This is a genomic window from Intrasporangium chromatireducens Q5-1, from assembly GCF_000576575.1.
GTDB lineage: Bacteria > Actinomycetota > Actinomycetes > Actinomycetales > Dermatophilaceae > Intrasporangium_A > Intrasporangium_A chromatireducens.
Genome location: NZ_AWQS01000108.1, coordinates 1 through 13,646, shown reverse-complemented (window position 1 = coordinate 13,646; position 13,646 = coordinate 1). Strand labels below are relative to the sequence as shown.

Sequence of the window (13,646 nt, the reverse complement as noted above, 5' to 3'; positions counted from 1 at the left end):
CCAGAAGAAGTTGATGAGCGTCACGCTCGCCCCGCAGATCACCGCTGCGCCGCAGGAGACGAGGACGCCGATCTTCCCGCGCGAGGCGAGGTGCGGGTTGGAGGAGTTCGCGCCGAAGCCCCACACGATCGCGGACACGATCAACGCCAGCACGGACAGGATGAGGCCGATGGTCATCACCGCGCCGACGATGGTGCGCAGCTGGTTGATCCCCGGCAGTCCGTTGGTGTTGGGGTCGATGTTGATGTCCATCGGCACGAGCAGCGGCGGCGTGGACATGACGTTGGCGAGCAGATCGAACACGGTAGGACTCCTTGGCGACGGGCGGCCCGCCCACGAACTCGCAGACGGGGTACACGCCACAGGTGCACCCGTGACCCCTCGGCGACGGAATAGCAATGCCCACGCCGGTGAGGACGTGGGCATCAACGGGCTCAGAGGTGTTCGGTGTCAGAGCTGTTGGCCGAGGTTGAGGAGCCAGTTCATCCAGGCGACGCCGCCTCCGGCGAGGACGGCGGCACCGACGGCGACGAGGACTCCGATTCGTCCCTTGCTGGCGGTGGCGTAGTTGCCGTGGGCCGTTGCGATGGCCCAGACGATCGCCGAGACGATCAGCATGAGGACGGCGACGATCAGGACGAACGTCAGGAGCGCGCCGACCACGGCGCGGAGGTCTCCGATACCGCCGAGCCCGTCGAAGTCGGGGAAGACACCCATCGCCGATCACCCCACCTTGACTGTGACGTGGAGGTGGTCGTAGTGGCCTCCGGTGATGGAGGCGGGGTCGTGCATGCCTCCGCCGTTGTACGGTCGCCAGCCGTCGGCGTCGCGGGCGAGGGACCAGATTTGGCCTTGCCAGATCAGGTACTCGACGCCGAGCACGTCGGCGTTGTCCTTCATCCAGTTGGTGACCTTCCAGCCGGCGTCGAGCTGTTCTGGGGTGGGTCGCTGGCCGATGCGGTTGCCGAAGGTGATGTCGCACGCCCTGCCGAGGGGATGCTCGGACTTGGTGCCGGGGCGCGGTGAGTAGCAGCCCCAGCCGGTGTCGGGGAACGTGGCGAGGGTCTGCTGGTAGAGGTGGAGCAGGCGGGCGGTGATCTTGCCCGAGCTGGTGGGATCGTCGACGAGCCGGTCGGGGTCTCCATCGACACCGACCGGCGTCCCCGCAGTGGCGTTGTTGCAGGCAGCGGGTGATCCGCTGGTCGCCGTCGGCAGGTTCGCGGCACCGTGCTCGTTGAGCCAGGCGGCGGCGTCGATTGCCTCACCGTTCGTGCCGCCGGGCCGGACCTCGAAGTGCAGATGTGCGCCGGTGCTCATGCCCGAGGAGCCGACATCGCCGATGTGCTGCCCGGCGCTCACCCGATCGCCGGGACGGACGTGGATGCCGCTTTGCCACATGTGTGCGTAAGCGGTCGCGACGGTCTTGCCGGCGATGGTGTGCTCGATGACGATGAGGCCGCCGTACCCGCCGGAGAACTCGGCGATGGTGACGGTGCCGTCCGCGGCGGCGAGGATCGGCGTGCCGTCGGGTGCGGCGAAGTCGGTGCCGGTGTGTATCTTTCGTTCGCCCGTGATCGGGTGCACCCGCATCCCGAACGGCGAGGACAGCACCCAGGTGCCCTCGGGCAGTGGGAATACCACCCGCGACGACGAGACCGCCGGGCCACCCATGCCAACCGGAGTGCTGCCGCCGTTGGTGAGGGCGGCGAGGATGCTGTCGGCGACGGGCGCGTAGTTGCGGTATCGGTCGGGGTAGGCAGAGACCTCGACGGCTTGGGCGGCTTCGCCGGGGTCCATCTGTTGCCAGCCGGGGATGTCGAGCAGGCCGCGTGGCGAGGGGTAGTTCGGTCCGGTCGGCCCGCCGAAGAACGCTCGGGCCTGGTACTGCGGGTCCATCAACTCTGCGACGGTGCCCCATCCTGATTGGGGGCGCATCTGGAACAGGCCGAGGGAGTCGTGGTCGCCGCCGTTGCCGTCGTTCGGGTAGTTCGCCGACTCAGGGTATGCGCCGGTGTTGGTGAGCATCCGCAGTGTGGACTCGGTGAGCGCGGCCATCAGCGCGATCTTGATTCCCGGGCGGCCCACGTCGGTGATGCCGTTGCCGACGGTGATGATCGTTGCCGCGTGCGTGAGCTGTTGACGATTCAGGGTGAAGGTCTCGCCGTTCGTGGTGGTCACGGTGAGCGAGTCCGGGATCGGGCCGAGGTTCGCGGTACCGGCAGGGGTGGCGCAGTAGGCGGCAGCGGGGTTCATCAGCACCCCGATGCCGAGGAGTGCGGCGGCGGGGGCGAAGAGCAGCAGCGCCAGGGCTGCGATGGCGGCTTTGCGGAACACGACGCCAACCTCTTCAGCGCAGCGGGTTGTCGAGTTGAGACAGCCGCAGCAGGTGGCAGGTCGGGTAGGTCGGTGCGCAGACGACGAACACGGTGAACGCGACCGGATGCTCGCTGGTGACCGGTTGGCCGTTCCAGACTCCGGCACGGTGGCGGGTGCCCTCGATCGTTACGGCCGTCGTCCCTGCCGCGAGCTGCCCCGGCTGGGCCTGCGCTACCGCGTCGGCCCAGGCGGCGGGGACGTACGCGGTGTCGATGGTGAGGTGCTGGCGGGTGGCATACTGCCGCAGCTCGATCCAGGCGTCGCGGGTCGGCAGGTACGCGGCCACGTCGGAGGCCAGCCCGGCCTGTTCGTCTCCGCTGGGGTCACCGACCGTGAGGATCGCCGAGGTGTAGTCCAGCGGCCACAGCCCCGAAGCCGTGTCCCAGGCGAACAGCGTTGACGCGACGCCCCGAGCGAATGCCTCGGGATCGGCTGAGCGCGGAACCGCAGGAACCCCCGGCGGTCGCGGCGTGCTCGGTTCCACGGTCGGCGGTGCCGTGGTGACCGGGCCGGGCTCCGGGTCGGGATCGGTGCTGGTGCTGTTGCGTGGGCCAGTCAGGAGTCCGTAGACGCCGACCCCCGTGAGGAGCAGCAGGACGATACCGGCGGCGATGAGGGTGACGAGTCGGCGGCGGTTCCGGGTGTCAGTGGATGCAGGGCTCATGCCGAGCAGGTGCGCACCCCGCACCCACGCCGGCGGTCAGAGCGCGCGGAGGCGTGGCGGCTCCGCCGTGCCTTCGCGGGCGACGCGGAGTGCGTCGGCGAACCGGACGGTGCCGTCGGTGGTGGCGAGGAAGTTCTCGAACTGCTCGTCGGTCAGTTCGGCGGCGAGGGTGTCGGTGTCGTAGTGGGTCCACCAGTTCGTCAGCTCGCCCCAGGTCTGGATGAACGCCCGGACCGGGTAGCGGACGGGCTGCCCTTCGTCGGTGACGACCGGAAGGGACCGAGGTGGGGTGCGCTTGCCCTTCTTGATCGACTTCGCCTGGGCCACGGCTGCTTCGGCGCGGGCGTGCAGCTCGGCCTCGCGCCGCTCCCGCGCGGTGGTATCGGCGTCGCGGATCGTTTGGTAGATCGGATGCACCGGGTCACCGGCCTCGATCCTTTCCAGTCCGGCGGCGGCCTCGGCGCGCAACGTCTCGGGCTGAGCGGGGTTGTTGGCGATGTCTTCGAGGTAGCCGATCTTCTCCAGTGTCGTGTGTGACGCACCGCCGGGAATCATCGCCGCCGCTTGCTCCCGGGTCTTCCCGAGTGGCCCGTTCGACGGTGGTGCAAAGTTTGCACCACCGTCGTTCCCCGGCTGGTTCTCGCTGCTGAACTGGGTCGCGCTCTTGCGGCGGGCGGCGTCTTCGGCCATGACCTGCTTGAGTTCTCGGTAGAGGCCGGCGGCTTCGAGCTGTGTGTAGGGCTTGTGGAGCATGTTGTCGTCCTGCTCGGCAAGGAGCTGCCCGAGCCGGTCGGACAGACCGCTGCGAACCCACACGTTGACGGTGCGCCAGCCCAGCTTCTTGATCGCGGCAAGGCGTCGTGCCCCGCACACGAGCACGCCGTCGATTGTGATCGTGAGCGGTTGCAGCAGGCCGTCGCGGTCGATGGATGCCGCGAGGGCGTCGATGTCGCCGAGGTCGGCGCGGTGCCGGGCGCCGACGAGGATCGACTCGACGGTGCGGTCGAGCTGGATGCTGCCGATCAGCGGCTCGCTCACGACGACTCACCGCCTCCACCGTTCGGAGCGGCCAGAGCGAGCGCGAGGATCAGATCGTCGTCGCGGAGCAGCAGGTCGAGCGTCTCGCCCAACAGCAGCCGGAGCAGGACGCCGCGGCCACTGCTGGTGGCCACGTAGGCCGGGTGCGGGTTCCCGAGCAGCGCCTTCAGCAGCGCGGCCCAGGAGCGACGCGGCAGGTCGAGCAGTGCCCGCGCGTGCCGATCGCGGCGCAGCGTCTCGTAGGCGGACTGGCGGGTGCCGGCCTTCATCAACGCTCCGCAGACGTGCTCGACGGCGGCCCGTGCGGTGTCGGTTGGCCAGTCGAGCAGGCACAGCATCGCGATGGCGTCCTCGGCGGCCGATCCGGCGGACATGCATGCCTGCGCCGACCCGAGACTGTCGCGCGGCTCAGGTTCGAGGTCGCTGGGACGCAGGTCGGTGGTGTGGAACGCGGGATGATAGTCGGCCAGCGCGGTGTCGCGTTCGGAGAACCGTTCGGGATCGTGGAACGCCGAAACGTGCGCGCGACGAGCCTGGTGCACCGAGCAGAGCAGGCCTTGGGCGCGTTCCTCGTAGACGCAGGTGATCCGCACGGCGTGGGTGATGATCGCCCACGGATCGTTGGCCTCGCGGGTCGAGCGGTACTGCATCGCGTCGAACGCCGCCGTCACCGCTTCCCAGGTGTCGAGCTTGTGCTTCCTCGCGAGAGCGCGGTACTTGTCGGCGGCGAACTCCATCAGATCGCGAGCCACCGGGTCGTGAACCCAGGCATCCTCGCCGCCCGCGGCGAGACGATTGAGCAGGGCGCGCAGGCCCTCGCCGGTGGTGAAGTCCTCAGCCCCGAAGGCCGTCTGCTCGGTGCTGGTGCGGGTTGGTGTGGTCATGGTGTCGGCACCTCCTGGCAGGCAGGTGCGCACTCGCTCCCACGAGCGCGTCCTGCATGCCGATGCCGTCGCAGCCATGACCTGTCACCACCGTCAACTCATCGAGACCCCGGAGCGGGACACCTGCGAGGCAGGTGCGGTGCTGCACCCGAACGCCGAGATCGGCGGCAACCGCCGGGCGCGATCCCCGAGACGACGAACACCTGCACCGAGCGGGGTGCGGGTGCGGCGTGCCAGCTCGGCCTGGAAGTCGAGACCCCGCCCGGCCGCGTGCGCCGAGTGCCGGGCGATCAAGTCAGTGGGGCGCACCCACTCCACGCCTCGCCCACGAACGAGCGCGTGCCGCTTGTCGTCGCGGGCGACCGGCGCGGCCCGCACCGCCTCCGGCGTACTCATCACTTCGACCGACTCGGGGCGCTCCCGCGGCTCCTCGGGCACCAGCCGTGCGGGATCGGGCCTCGCGGGATCGTTGCGCTGGGGGTTCTCAGTGGTGTTCATGGGATCGTCTCCTCCCGCTCGTCGGCGGTGTCAGTGGTGTCAGTGAGGTGCGCGACGGCGAACCAGCGCCCCACGGTCGAGGGATGCACCCCGAGTTCGCGGGCGATCCGCTTGTTCGACCAGCCCGCCTCGCGCAGCTCCCACCCCAGCGCCCGCCGATCCGCCACACCGTCGTCGCGACGGCCTGGTTCTGACTCGCCGGACGGCAGCGCCGGCATCGAATCCGCGGTGTTCGTCGAGAACGAGTCGGCAGTGGCGGGTTCCGCATGGGGGTCGGTGGTGCGGGTGAGAATCACGGTCAGGTGCGTGATGGCCAGCAGCACGACGGGCGGCACCGCGGCGACCGAGGCCGCGAGCATCCTTGGCACGTCGGCGTCCGCGGCGACGACAGCATGAATGGCGTTCGCCGTCACCGACACGAGCGCGCCGCCTACCAGCAGCGCCCACGGATACCAGGCCGAGCGCTGCCCGGCGAGCGCGACGACGGCGACCGTGGCGACGACGATGATGCCGTCCACGATCAGCGGCCACGCCCACGCCTGCCCAGCCCCGATCCCGGAGCGAGCAGCCAGATCGGCCAACGACGTGAACGACAGCCAGAACGCCCCGGCGGCGATGAACACCGTCCCCGCGACCGCCGTCATCGCGGCCCAGCGCCGCCCTCCCGATTCACGCCTCACAGCCCAGCCCTCCCCAAGGCTGCGGACGGTGGGCTCGCCGAGCGACCGAACCACCGACCCGCGCTCTGGCTCCGGCCGCCGGGCGTCACTTCGGATGCGGGCTGGGTGGCTCGGTAGGCGGAGCGCACGGTCGTGGTGATCTCGCGATCACCCAGACCCGCCGACTGTGCCGCAGCACCCAGCGCATCGAGCGCCTCGGCGGGCGAGACGCCGTTCTCTGCGAGGCGGCAGGCAGCCCAGAACAGGCCTCGGTTCCGCTCGCCCTCACCCCGCCCAGCGACCCACGTCGCCAACCGCTCAGCATCCTCATCCATCGAGCCGCTGCTGGCGCGTAGTGGAGCGACGGGGCGCGGGTCGAGGAAGTCCCGCAGACGGGCCGCGTCCACATGACCGACCGAGTGCGCGGCGATGTCCGCGACCTCGTAGCGGCACACACTGCCGTCGATGATTCGCCGGGAGGGAGGAGCGATGATGTAGCCGCCGTCGCCCCGGAAGTCGACGCCCGCGGTGGCTGCCTGCCACGACCGCTGCTCGCGGCCCGGGGTCGCCGGGAAGTACACGTGCGCGCCTCCGGTGGGTGTGCGCACGAGCAGACCCGCGCCATCGACGAGCCCCGCGTCGGTGGCGCGCTGGAACGCCGCGCGGCCGTCGTGGGGGCCGTGGACATCGACATCGACGACGACAACGCCGGATGGAGCGCCGGTCGGGATGCCGATGTTCGCGTTCGGTGTGCGCGACCACCACGCGGCAACCTGTTCCGGGTCGCTGCTCGCATCGAGGAACCCACGGCGGGTCAGCGGACGCTTCCCCTCGACGACGCACGGAAACACGGGCACGCCAGCCGCCGCGAGGCTCCGCGCCGCGAGCCCCAGGCTCGGTGAACGATCCACGCGAATGAGCGCCGCAAGCACATCGAATGGCTCGGGCATCACAGCCCCCGTCCTGCCAGTTCCGGCACCGACGCAACACGCGGCCGATCCGCCTCCGCCGCAGGCGCAGGCGTGCGGGAGGTGCGCGGACTGGGGGTGTCGCGTTCGAGGCCGGGCGGCGTGCCGTCGCCGACTTGGTGCGTGTCGAGCTGGTCGAGGATCGCCAGCGCGGTCTTCCGCACCCGCTCGCCGGTGGCCTGCACCACCTGGGCGGGCTCTTGGCCGTCCACGCGGGCGGCCCAGGTCGAGACGTATGGGATGGTGTACCCGGCGGTGTCCATGCCGTGCGCGGCACCGATCATCAGCGCGACGGACTCGGCTTCGACCTCGCGGATGCCGCGATGCTGCCGCGCCTCCTCGTCGTCGGGATCGTGCATAACAACGTGCGCCAGCTCGTGCGCGAGGGTCTTGACCTGCGCGGCCGGGTCCATGTTCTCCCGCACCGCGACCGTGCGTGCCTCGTAGTCGGTCATGCCGTTCGCGCCGGAGATCGTCCCCTCGTGCGGCACCCGCAGCACCTCGAACCCCGCGCCGCGAATCTGCCCGGCGAGCCCCTCCCACAGCCCCGCCGGTGCTTCGCCTTCCAGCAGCGTCGGAGCGGGCGGCACCGGCAGCGGTTCGCCGTCGGTCTGCGAGGCATCCCACACGTAGGCAGGTCTCGCCCCGACCATCCGCGAGCGCACCACCTCGCCGGCCTTCGGCTTCTCCCGCGGCCCGAGCCGCCGCCACGAGCCCGCATCGGCAGGGGTCGCGGTGGCGAACCTGCCCGTCACCGGCGCGAAGATCATGTAGCCCGGCTGGCCCTTCATCACCTGCCGCCCGAGTCCCTGCCACTGCCGATACCCGGCAACCAGAGTGGGGAAGGGCTCCGGCACCCGGCCTGCCTCGAACGCGACTTCGTGCTGCACCCAAATCAGCATCGTGTTGTTGAACGACCGCGACCGGAACCGTGCCGCGAAGGCCAGCGCCCGCCGCCAGTCGTCACCTGAGACCAGCGACTCGACCGCACCGGTCAGCTTCTCGTGCAGCTCGTCGAGCTTCGCTTCCCTTGCCGCGCGGGCGTCCTCGTTCGATGCCATGCTCCGGCCTCCTCTTCGGCGCGCCGCGACGCTGCTGCGCGCGGCGGTACACCTGGCAGGTAGGCGCGAACACCCGCGTCCAGTCCGTGAGCTGGACATCGTTCACCTCCTTGAGGCAGCCCGAGCCGAGACCGGGACGCGGCATTGAGCATGCTCAAAATGTCCCGGAGTCCTGTTCTAACACCGACCGTTGAGCATGCGCAAGCCTTGATTTGTGCATGCTCAACGAGTACGGTTGAGCATGCACAACCACCCTCCGGGTGGACTACATCGATGCCTTGCCCGTCGCGAAGGGAAGGGGGTCACCGTCATGACCGAAGACGAGAGCCAGGCTGCGGCCGAAGACCTCGCCAAGCGTCTGCGGCTCCTGATGGACGTCGCCGTCGCCGAGTCCGGCACCGAGCCGACCTACTCGCAGATCGCCGACTACCTCCAAGAACGAGGCACCAACCTGTCGCGGTCGCGCTGGACGTACATGGTCAACGGCCACCGCTACGTCCAAGACCCCGCCGTGTTCGAGGGCCTTGCCTCGTTCTTCGACGTGGACGCCGCATTCCTACTCGGCGAGGACGGTGCGGCCACTCCGGAGAAGGTCTCTGCGCAGCTCGACCTGGTTCGGTCCATGCGTGCCGCGAAGGTGAAGTCCTACGCTGCCCGCACCCTCGGCGATATCTCGCCGAAAGCACTCCACGCCATCACCAAGTTCCTGGACGAGGAAATGACACACATGCCCGAGCACTGACCGGTACCGCGCGACGGAGCCGCCACCGGTCCCTGCTCCCTACAGAGAAGGGGCGAACCGTGAACATCGAACAGACCGTATCGGCGGCCGTTGCGGGCCTTCAGCTCGGCAACACCTTCGCCCTTGACGATCTCCTCCACACCGTCCAAGACCGGCGGCACCGTAGGCTCCGCGTCGTCGAACTCGCCGGCCTCGACACCCACGATGGCCTCTGCGCGCTCTGGCTCTCCACCGATGCCGAAGACGTCGTACTTCACGCCCGCAGCGACTCCGCGCTGCATCGCCAGCAGTTCGTGCTTCACGAGCTCGCCCACGTGATCCTTGGCCACGGCGAAGGCGACGACTGTGCAGTCGGGGAGGCACTGCTGCCCAACATCCCGCCGTACACCAGAGGTCGCCTGCTCAGGCGGCAAGACCTCGACAGCGAAACCGAGATCGCCGCCGAGTCCCTCGCCGACCGGCTCGCCGCCGGCATCCGAGGGTCGGTGTTCGCAGAGTCCAGATACTCGGAGATATTTGGATGATCCAGACGCTCGTCGCAACGCTCATGTGGGCGCTTGTGGCGAGCCTGCTCATCTTCCGACGCAAACGCACCGACCGAAGCATCACCTACGCCGCCCTCACCATCGCCATCGCGATGACGCTCAACGTGGATGCCGCCTACAGCGCGGTCGATCGACTGCTCGGTGGCACCAACCTCGCCACCCTGATCGCGGACGCGCTCCTGATGACCGGGCTGTTCTTCCTCGGCCGCGGCGTCATGAAGACCGGCGAGTACCCGCCCAGGCTCGTCCGAGCCGCCGTCAGCATCCCCGTCCTGCTTGTCGCGCTGCTCGCGATCACCGCATCGTTCCTGCTCATCGACCGCGGCACCACTACCACACGATTCATGATCGACCTCGGCGCACAGCCAGCGGCGGCGGTCTACTCGATCATCAACTTCACCTACTGCCTCGTCATTGTCGTGGCGATGCTCGTCCTCGCCATAAGGCAGTACCGGCACAGCACCGGAATCCAGCACCTCCCCGCGGCACTGTTGAGCCTGGGGTCGGCGTTCGGCGTCGCGCTCTGCCTCGCCGTGATCGTCATGGACATCGCCCACGCCACCGGCCACCTCGACCTCATGCACACTGTCCAGTCCGCCTACGATCCGCTCTCCGTCCTGACCTTCGTGTTCCTCTGTGCCGGGTTCGCGATCCAGCCTGCCGTCCGTCGCGCTCAGCACCACGCCCGGCAGAGGCAGACCGTCGCCCTCACAGCGCAGCTGGAGTCGCTTTGGCACCAGGCGACGCGCGCACGGCCCGGGCTGAGCCAGGCCGACCCCCTCGCCGCCAGTAGCGAAGACCCCGAAGGGCACCTCCACCGAGTGATCGTGGAAATCCGCGACGCGATGATCGACCCCCGCATCACCTTCGACATCAGCACCGACGACCGCGACCTGCTCGAACGCGCCGAGAGCCACCTCGTCGGAAGCGACAGCGCCCTCGCGACGACCCCGCCCGTTCCCTACGTCGAGGAGCGGGAGTCGTGATAGGCCGCATCGCCCTCGGCGGCGGGATCGCGGCAGCAGCAGTCGGCGGGCTCGGGTGGGCAATCGCAAGGCGGCTCACCGCACCCGTCGGCCCACGAATATTCGACCTCACCGTTCGAGGCGTCGAGCACGCCGACGACGGCGACCTGATCGTGCTCGACCGCACCGACCAGACCACCGCGCCAGGCATCTACAACCTCTGGTTCGAGCACGGCGGCTGGGCACAGCTCTCCGCAGATACCGTCGATCGAGGACCCACCCGCGTCGCTCGCAGGATCACGGGCACCACATCGGGCTTCACTCCGAAGACCGGCGATTGCGCCTCCTGGAGCGGCATCTACTACGCCACCCCAGCCGACGCCGGACTCCACACACGCGACATCACCATCACGACCCCCGCAGGACCATGCCCGGCCTGGCGCATCGACGGCGACCCTTCGACCTGGGCCATCCACATCCACGGCCTCGGCAGCACCCGCGCCGGCGCCCTCCGCGGCGTCCTCGCCGCAACCGAACTCGGCTACACCTCCCTCGTCGTCAGCTACCGCAACACAGCAGAAGGGCCGCGAGTTGGCACCGGCCGGACGACCTTCGGCTACGCAGAGACGAGCGACGTTGACGAGGCCATCGGATACGCCGTCCGACGCGGAGCGCAGCAGATTGTCCTGTTCGGCTGGTCGATGGGTGCCGCTGTCGCTCTCCAACTCGCCGACCACCCGCGACATCAGGGACTGATCGCCGCGCTCGTACTCGACTCCCCAGTCCTCAACTGGACCGAAGTCATCAAGTCCAACTGCGCCCGCAGCGGATGGCCCTCAGTAGCCGGGCACCTCGCGATCCCGTGGCTCACCCTCGGCCCACTGGCACGCACAGTCGGCCTGCTGGGACGCATCCCACTTCCCACCTTCGACTGGACATCCCGAGCCGTAGAGCTCGACACGCCGACCCTGATCCTCCACGGCACCCGAGACGACTCCGTGCCGATCCGGCTCTCACAAGCACTCCGAAACGCTTGCCCGGACCTCGTCGAGCTTGAGACCTTCGATGCCGGCCACACCCTCTGCTGGAACAGCGATCTGGACCGCTGGCAGAACACAGTGACCGCCTGGCTCAAGGTGCGCATCCCACGCTGATCGGCAGAACGCAGCGGCCACTCTCGAAACCCGTCTCGTTCGGCCAGGCCCGGAGAAACCCAACTCAAGCCGTACCTCAGCCGGTATCATCGTAGGTGTTGGCCTGCCTGGGCCATTGAGCGAGGAAGGACCAACGTGGCTGAGCCGTGGCTGTCCGCAGACGACATCGCCGCCCACCTCGGGGTCACCAAAGACACCGTCTACACCTGGATCGCCGAGAAGGCCATGCCCGCCCACAAGGTCGGACGCCTCTGGAAGTTCCAAGCGAGCGAGATCGACGACTGGGTGCGTGCGGGTGCGGCGGCCAGTGACCAAGAGCTCCCCGTAGCCCATCCCGGTGTCGGTGGTCGCTCCTACGCTCATGACAACGACGAGCACGGGGAGGGGTGAAGATGAACCTGAAAGACGCCCAGCGCTTGGTGAAGTCCAAGCAACGCGTTGCGGACCACGGCGAGGTGTTCACGCCGGCGTGGATAATCGAGGACATGCTCGACCTTGTTAAGCACGAGTCTGAGCGGATCGACTCCCGCGTGCTCGAACCCGCCTGCGGCTCGGGCAACTTCCTCATCTCCGTCCTGGCTCGCAAGCTCGCCACGGTCGAGCTTCGGCACGGCAAGAGCGAGTTCGAGAAGCGCCACTACGCATTGTTCGCGCTGATGTGCACGTACGGCATCGAACTTCTCGCAGACAACGCCGAAGAGTGCCGCCACAATCTCGCCGAGGTGTTCAACACGTTCTTGGGTATCGGCAACGATGACCAGTGGGCGCGAGCGGCCCGCGCGGTTCTCGCCGTGAACATCGTCCAGGGCGATGCCTTGACCATGACCGTGCCAAGCGGCCAGCCGATCACCTTTCCTGAGTGGGGCTACCTCGGCAAAGGCAAGTTCCAGAGGCGCGACTTTCGCTACGACGACCTCACTCAGCGCGCCTCGTACGAGGGAACCCTATTCGGCGAGCTCGATGACGAGGACCTGTTCGTCCCCGCGCAGACTTACCCGACGATGACCGTCATTCAGATCGCCGAGGCCGCCGCGTGACCCTTGCACCTTTCACTCTCCGAGGGCACAACCCGGATGTCTTGACGTGCATCGCGAACCTCTCCAACGATGAGGTCTTCACCCCGCCGGAGTTCGCGAACCAGATGCTCGACACGCTTGCCGCCGCGTGGGCAGACGCCAACGACGGCGCCGACATCTGGGCCAACCCCGATGTCACGTTCCTCGATCCGTTCACCAAGTCTGGTGTGTTCCTCCGCGAGATCGTGCGCCGACTCACCGACGGCCTGATCCTGACGATCCCTGACCTCACCGAACGCGTCGATCACGTCCTCACCCACCAAGTGTTCGGCATCGGGATCACCCAGCTCACGGCGCTGCTCGCGCGCCGGAGCGTCTACTGCTCGAAGTTCGCCAACGGCCCGCACTCGATCGCTAGGTCATTCACGACCGAGGACGGCAACATCTGGTTCGAGCGCACGGAGCACACCTGGGGCGGCGGGAAGCGGGAGTTCCGTGCTGATCCACTGACCAGCGAGGAAGTCGCCGTCTATACCAACCGCAAGTGCATCTACTGCGGCGCAGGCGAGGATGACTACGCCCGTGGTGACGACCTTGAGACTCACGCCTACGCCTTCATCCACACCGACGACATCAAAGCCCGCATCGCGGAGCTGTTCGGAGACACCATGCAGTTCGACGTCATCATCGGCAACCCGCCCTACCAGCTCAGCGACGGCGGTCATGGGACCAGCGCCGCCCCGATCTATCAACTCTTCGTAGAGCAGGCCAAGAAACTCGACCCGCGTTTCTTGTCCATGATCGTTCCCTCGCGTTGGTTTGCGGGAGGAAAAGGCCTCGATGAGTTCAGGGAGTCAATGCTGACCGACAGCCGCGTGCGGGCAATCAACGATTACCTGAGCGCTTCGGACGTGTTCCCAGGCGTCGGACTAAACCTCGATCCACCGATGGGCAGGGTGCTGTGAGGTGATTCAGCGCGTCGGAACATGAGAATGCCCCTGTGTTGCAACAGAATTGGAGTTCTTCACGCTTCAATCACGTCGCACACAAGGGGCATCTCGTAGGTGAAACTCTCT

General features: G+C 68.1%; 17 protein-coding genes. 7 read left to right on the top strand and 10 right to left on the bottom strand.

From position 1 onward, the window contains the following. The 10 genes from N864_RS13120 to N864_RS13075 form a co-directional block, all read right to left on the bottom strand. A partial coding sequence (locus tag N864_RS13120) for a DUF6112 family protein (RefSeq protein WP_420805215.1) occupies positions 1-279 on the bottom strand: 279 nt, incomplete at its 3' end. Between the two features lie 171 nt (positions 280-450). Next, on the bottom strand, positions 451-717 hold the full coding sequence (locus N864_RS13115) for a DUF6112 family protein (RefSeq protein WP_013601305.1): 267 nt from the start codon (positions 715-717) through the stop codon (positions 451-453). 6 nt (positions 718-723) lie between these two features. Further along, on the bottom strand, positions 724-2,334 hold the full coding sequence (locus N864_RS13110; protein WP_034717450.1) for a M23 family metallopeptidase: 1,611 nt from the start codon (positions 2,332-2,334) through the stop codon (positions 724-726). 13 nt (positions 2,335-2,347) lie between these two features. Next, the gene (locus N864_RS13105) at positions 2,348-3,040 is read right to left on the bottom strand and encodes a hypothetical protein (protein ID WP_034717461.1); all 693 of its coding nucleotides are present in this window, start codon (positions 3,038-3,040) and stop codon (positions 2,348-2,350) included. 36 nt (positions 3,041-3,076) lie between these two features. Then, positions 3,077-4,078: a ParB N-terminal domain-containing protein gene (locus tag N864_RS13100; protein ID WP_034717448.1), complete on the bottom strand. Its 1,002-nt coding sequence runs from the start codon at positions 4,076-4,078 to the stop codon at positions 3,077-3,079. Continuing rightward, positions 4,075-4,962 carry a hypothetical protein gene (locus N864_RS13095; RefSeq protein WP_034717445.1) on the bottom strand — a complete coding sequence of 296 codons (888 nt, stop codon included), beginning with the start codon at positions 4,960-4,962 and terminating at the stop codon, positions 4,075-4,077. Before N864_RS13095 ends, N864_RS13100 begins: the two co-directional genes overlap by 4 nt. 93 nt (positions 4,963-5,055) lie before the next feature. After that, entirely contained in the window at positions 5,056-5,460 is a 405-nt protein-coding gene (locus N864_RS13090; RefSeq protein WP_034717444.1) for a hypothetical protein, read from the bottom strand. After that, positions 5,457-6,104 carry a DUF2637 domain-containing protein gene (locus N864_RS13085; RefSeq protein WP_034717442.1) on the bottom strand — a complete coding sequence of 216 codons (648 nt, stop codon included), beginning with the start codon at positions 6,102-6,104 and terminating at the stop codon, positions 5,457-5,459. Before N864_RS13085 ends, N864_RS13090 begins: the two co-directional genes overlap by 4 nt. Positions 6,105-6,136: 32 nt before the next feature. Further along, positions 6,137-7,069: a bifunctional DNA primase/polymerase gene (locus N864_RS13080; protein WP_034717459.1), complete on the bottom strand. Its 933-nt coding sequence runs from the start codon at positions 7,067-7,069 to the stop codon at positions 6,137-6,139. After that, positions 7,069-8,148, bottom strand: a complete 1,080-nt coding sequence (locus N864_RS13075; RefSeq protein ID WP_034717440.1) for an ImmA/IrrE family metallo-endopeptidase — start codon at positions 8,146-8,148, stop codon at positions 7,069-7,071. The genes N864_RS13080 and N864_RS13075 overlap by 1 nt, the downstream gene beginning before the upstream one ends. A gap of 310 nt (positions 8,149-8,458) precedes the next feature. Here N864_RS13075 and N864_RS13070 point away from each other — a divergent pair, with 310 nt between their 5' ends. The 7 genes from N864_RS13070 (at position 8,459) to N864_RS13040 (ending at position 13,535) form a co-directional block, all read left to right on the top strand. Continuing rightward, on the top strand, positions 8,459-8,890 hold the full coding sequence (locus N864_RS13070; protein WP_034717438.1) for a hypothetical protein: 432 nt from the start codon (positions 8,459-8,461) through the stop codon (positions 8,888-8,890). A gap of 59 nt (positions 8,891-8,949) precedes the next feature. Further along, positions 8,950-9,414 carry a hypothetical protein gene (locus N864_RS13065; protein ID WP_034717436.1) on the top strand — a complete coding sequence of 155 codons (465 nt, stop codon included), beginning with the start codon at positions 8,950-8,952 and terminating at the stop codon, positions 9,412-9,414. Beyond that, positions 9,411-10,421, top strand: coding sequence for an MAB_1171c family putative transporter (locus N864_RS13060; RefSeq protein WP_034717434.1), 1,011 nt, complete (start codon positions 9,411-9,413; stop codon positions 10,419-10,421). Before N864_RS13065 ends, N864_RS13060 begins: the two co-directional genes overlap by 4 nt. Beyond that, the gene (locus N864_RS13055; RefSeq protein ID WP_034717431.1) at positions 10,418-11,554 is read left to right on the top strand and encodes an alpha/beta hydrolase; all 1,137 of its coding nucleotides are present in this window, start codon (positions 10,418-10,420) and stop codon (positions 11,552-11,554) included. The genes N864_RS13060 and N864_RS13055 overlap by 4 nt, the downstream gene beginning before the upstream one ends. Before the next feature lie 135 nt (positions 11,555-11,689). After that, positions 11,690-11,944 (top strand): helix-turn-helix domain-containing protein, encoded by a 255-nt coding sequence (locus tag N864_RS13050; RefSeq protein ID WP_034717430.1) that lies wholly within the window; start codon positions 11,690-11,692, stop codon positions 11,942-11,944. Between the two features lie 2 nt (positions 11,945-11,946). After that, positions 11,947-12,591, top strand: a complete 645-nt coding sequence (locus N864_RS13045; protein ID WP_155892931.1) for an N-6 DNA methylase — start codon at positions 11,947-11,949, stop codon at positions 12,589-12,591. Positions 12,592-12,632: 41 nt separating this feature from the next. After that, positions 12,633-13,535 carry an Eco57I restriction-modification methylase domain-containing protein gene (locus N864_RS13040; RefSeq protein ID WP_240474317.1) on the top strand — a complete coding sequence of 301 codons (903 nt, stop codon included), beginning with the start codon at positions 12,633-12,635 and terminating at the stop codon, positions 13,533-13,535. The last annotated feature ends 111 nt before the right edge of the window (positions 13,536-13,646 follow it).

Bases quoted from the DNA above. Each gene is read 5' to 3' on its own strand.
- N864_RS13060 (WP_034717434.1), top strand. From the start codon at position 9,411: ATGATCCAGACGCTCGTCGCAACGCTCATGTGGGCGCTTGTGGCGAGC.
- N864_RS13105 (WP_034717461.1), bottom strand. From the start codon at position 3,040: ATGAGCCCTGCATCCACTGACACCCGGAACCGCCGCCGACTCGTCACC.
- N864_RS13090 (WP_034717444.1), bottom strand. From the start codon at position 5,460: ATGAACACCACTGAGAACCCCCAGCGCAACGATCCCGCGAGGCCCGAT.
- N864_RS13115 (WP_013601305.1), bottom strand. From the start codon at position 717: ATGGGTGTCTTCCCCGACTTCGACGGGCTCGGCGGTATCGGAGACCTC.
- N864_RS13085 (WP_034717442.1), bottom strand. From the start codon at position 6,104: ATGACGGCGGTCGCGGGGACGGTGTTCATCGCCGCCGGGGCGTTCTGG.
- N864_RS13075 (WP_034717440.1), bottom strand. From the start codon at position 8,148: ATGGCATCGAACGAGGACGCCCGCGCGGCAAGGGAAGCGAAGCTCGAC.
- N864_RS13070 (WP_034717438.1), top strand. From the start codon at position 8,459: ATGACCGAAGACGAGAGCCAGGCTGCGGCCGAAGACCTCGCCAAGCGT.
- N864_RS13095 (WP_034717445.1), bottom strand. From the start codon at position 4,962: ATGACCACACCAACCCGCACCAGCACCGAGCAGACGGCCTTCGGGGCT.
- N864_RS13080 (WP_034717459.1), bottom strand. From the start codon at position 7,069: ATGCCCGAGCCATTCGATGTGCTTGCGGCGCTCATTCGCGTGGATCGT.
- N864_RS13045 (WP_155892931.1), top strand. From the start codon at position 11,947: ATGAACCTGAAAGACGCCCAGCGCTTGGTGAAGTCCAAGCAACGCGTT.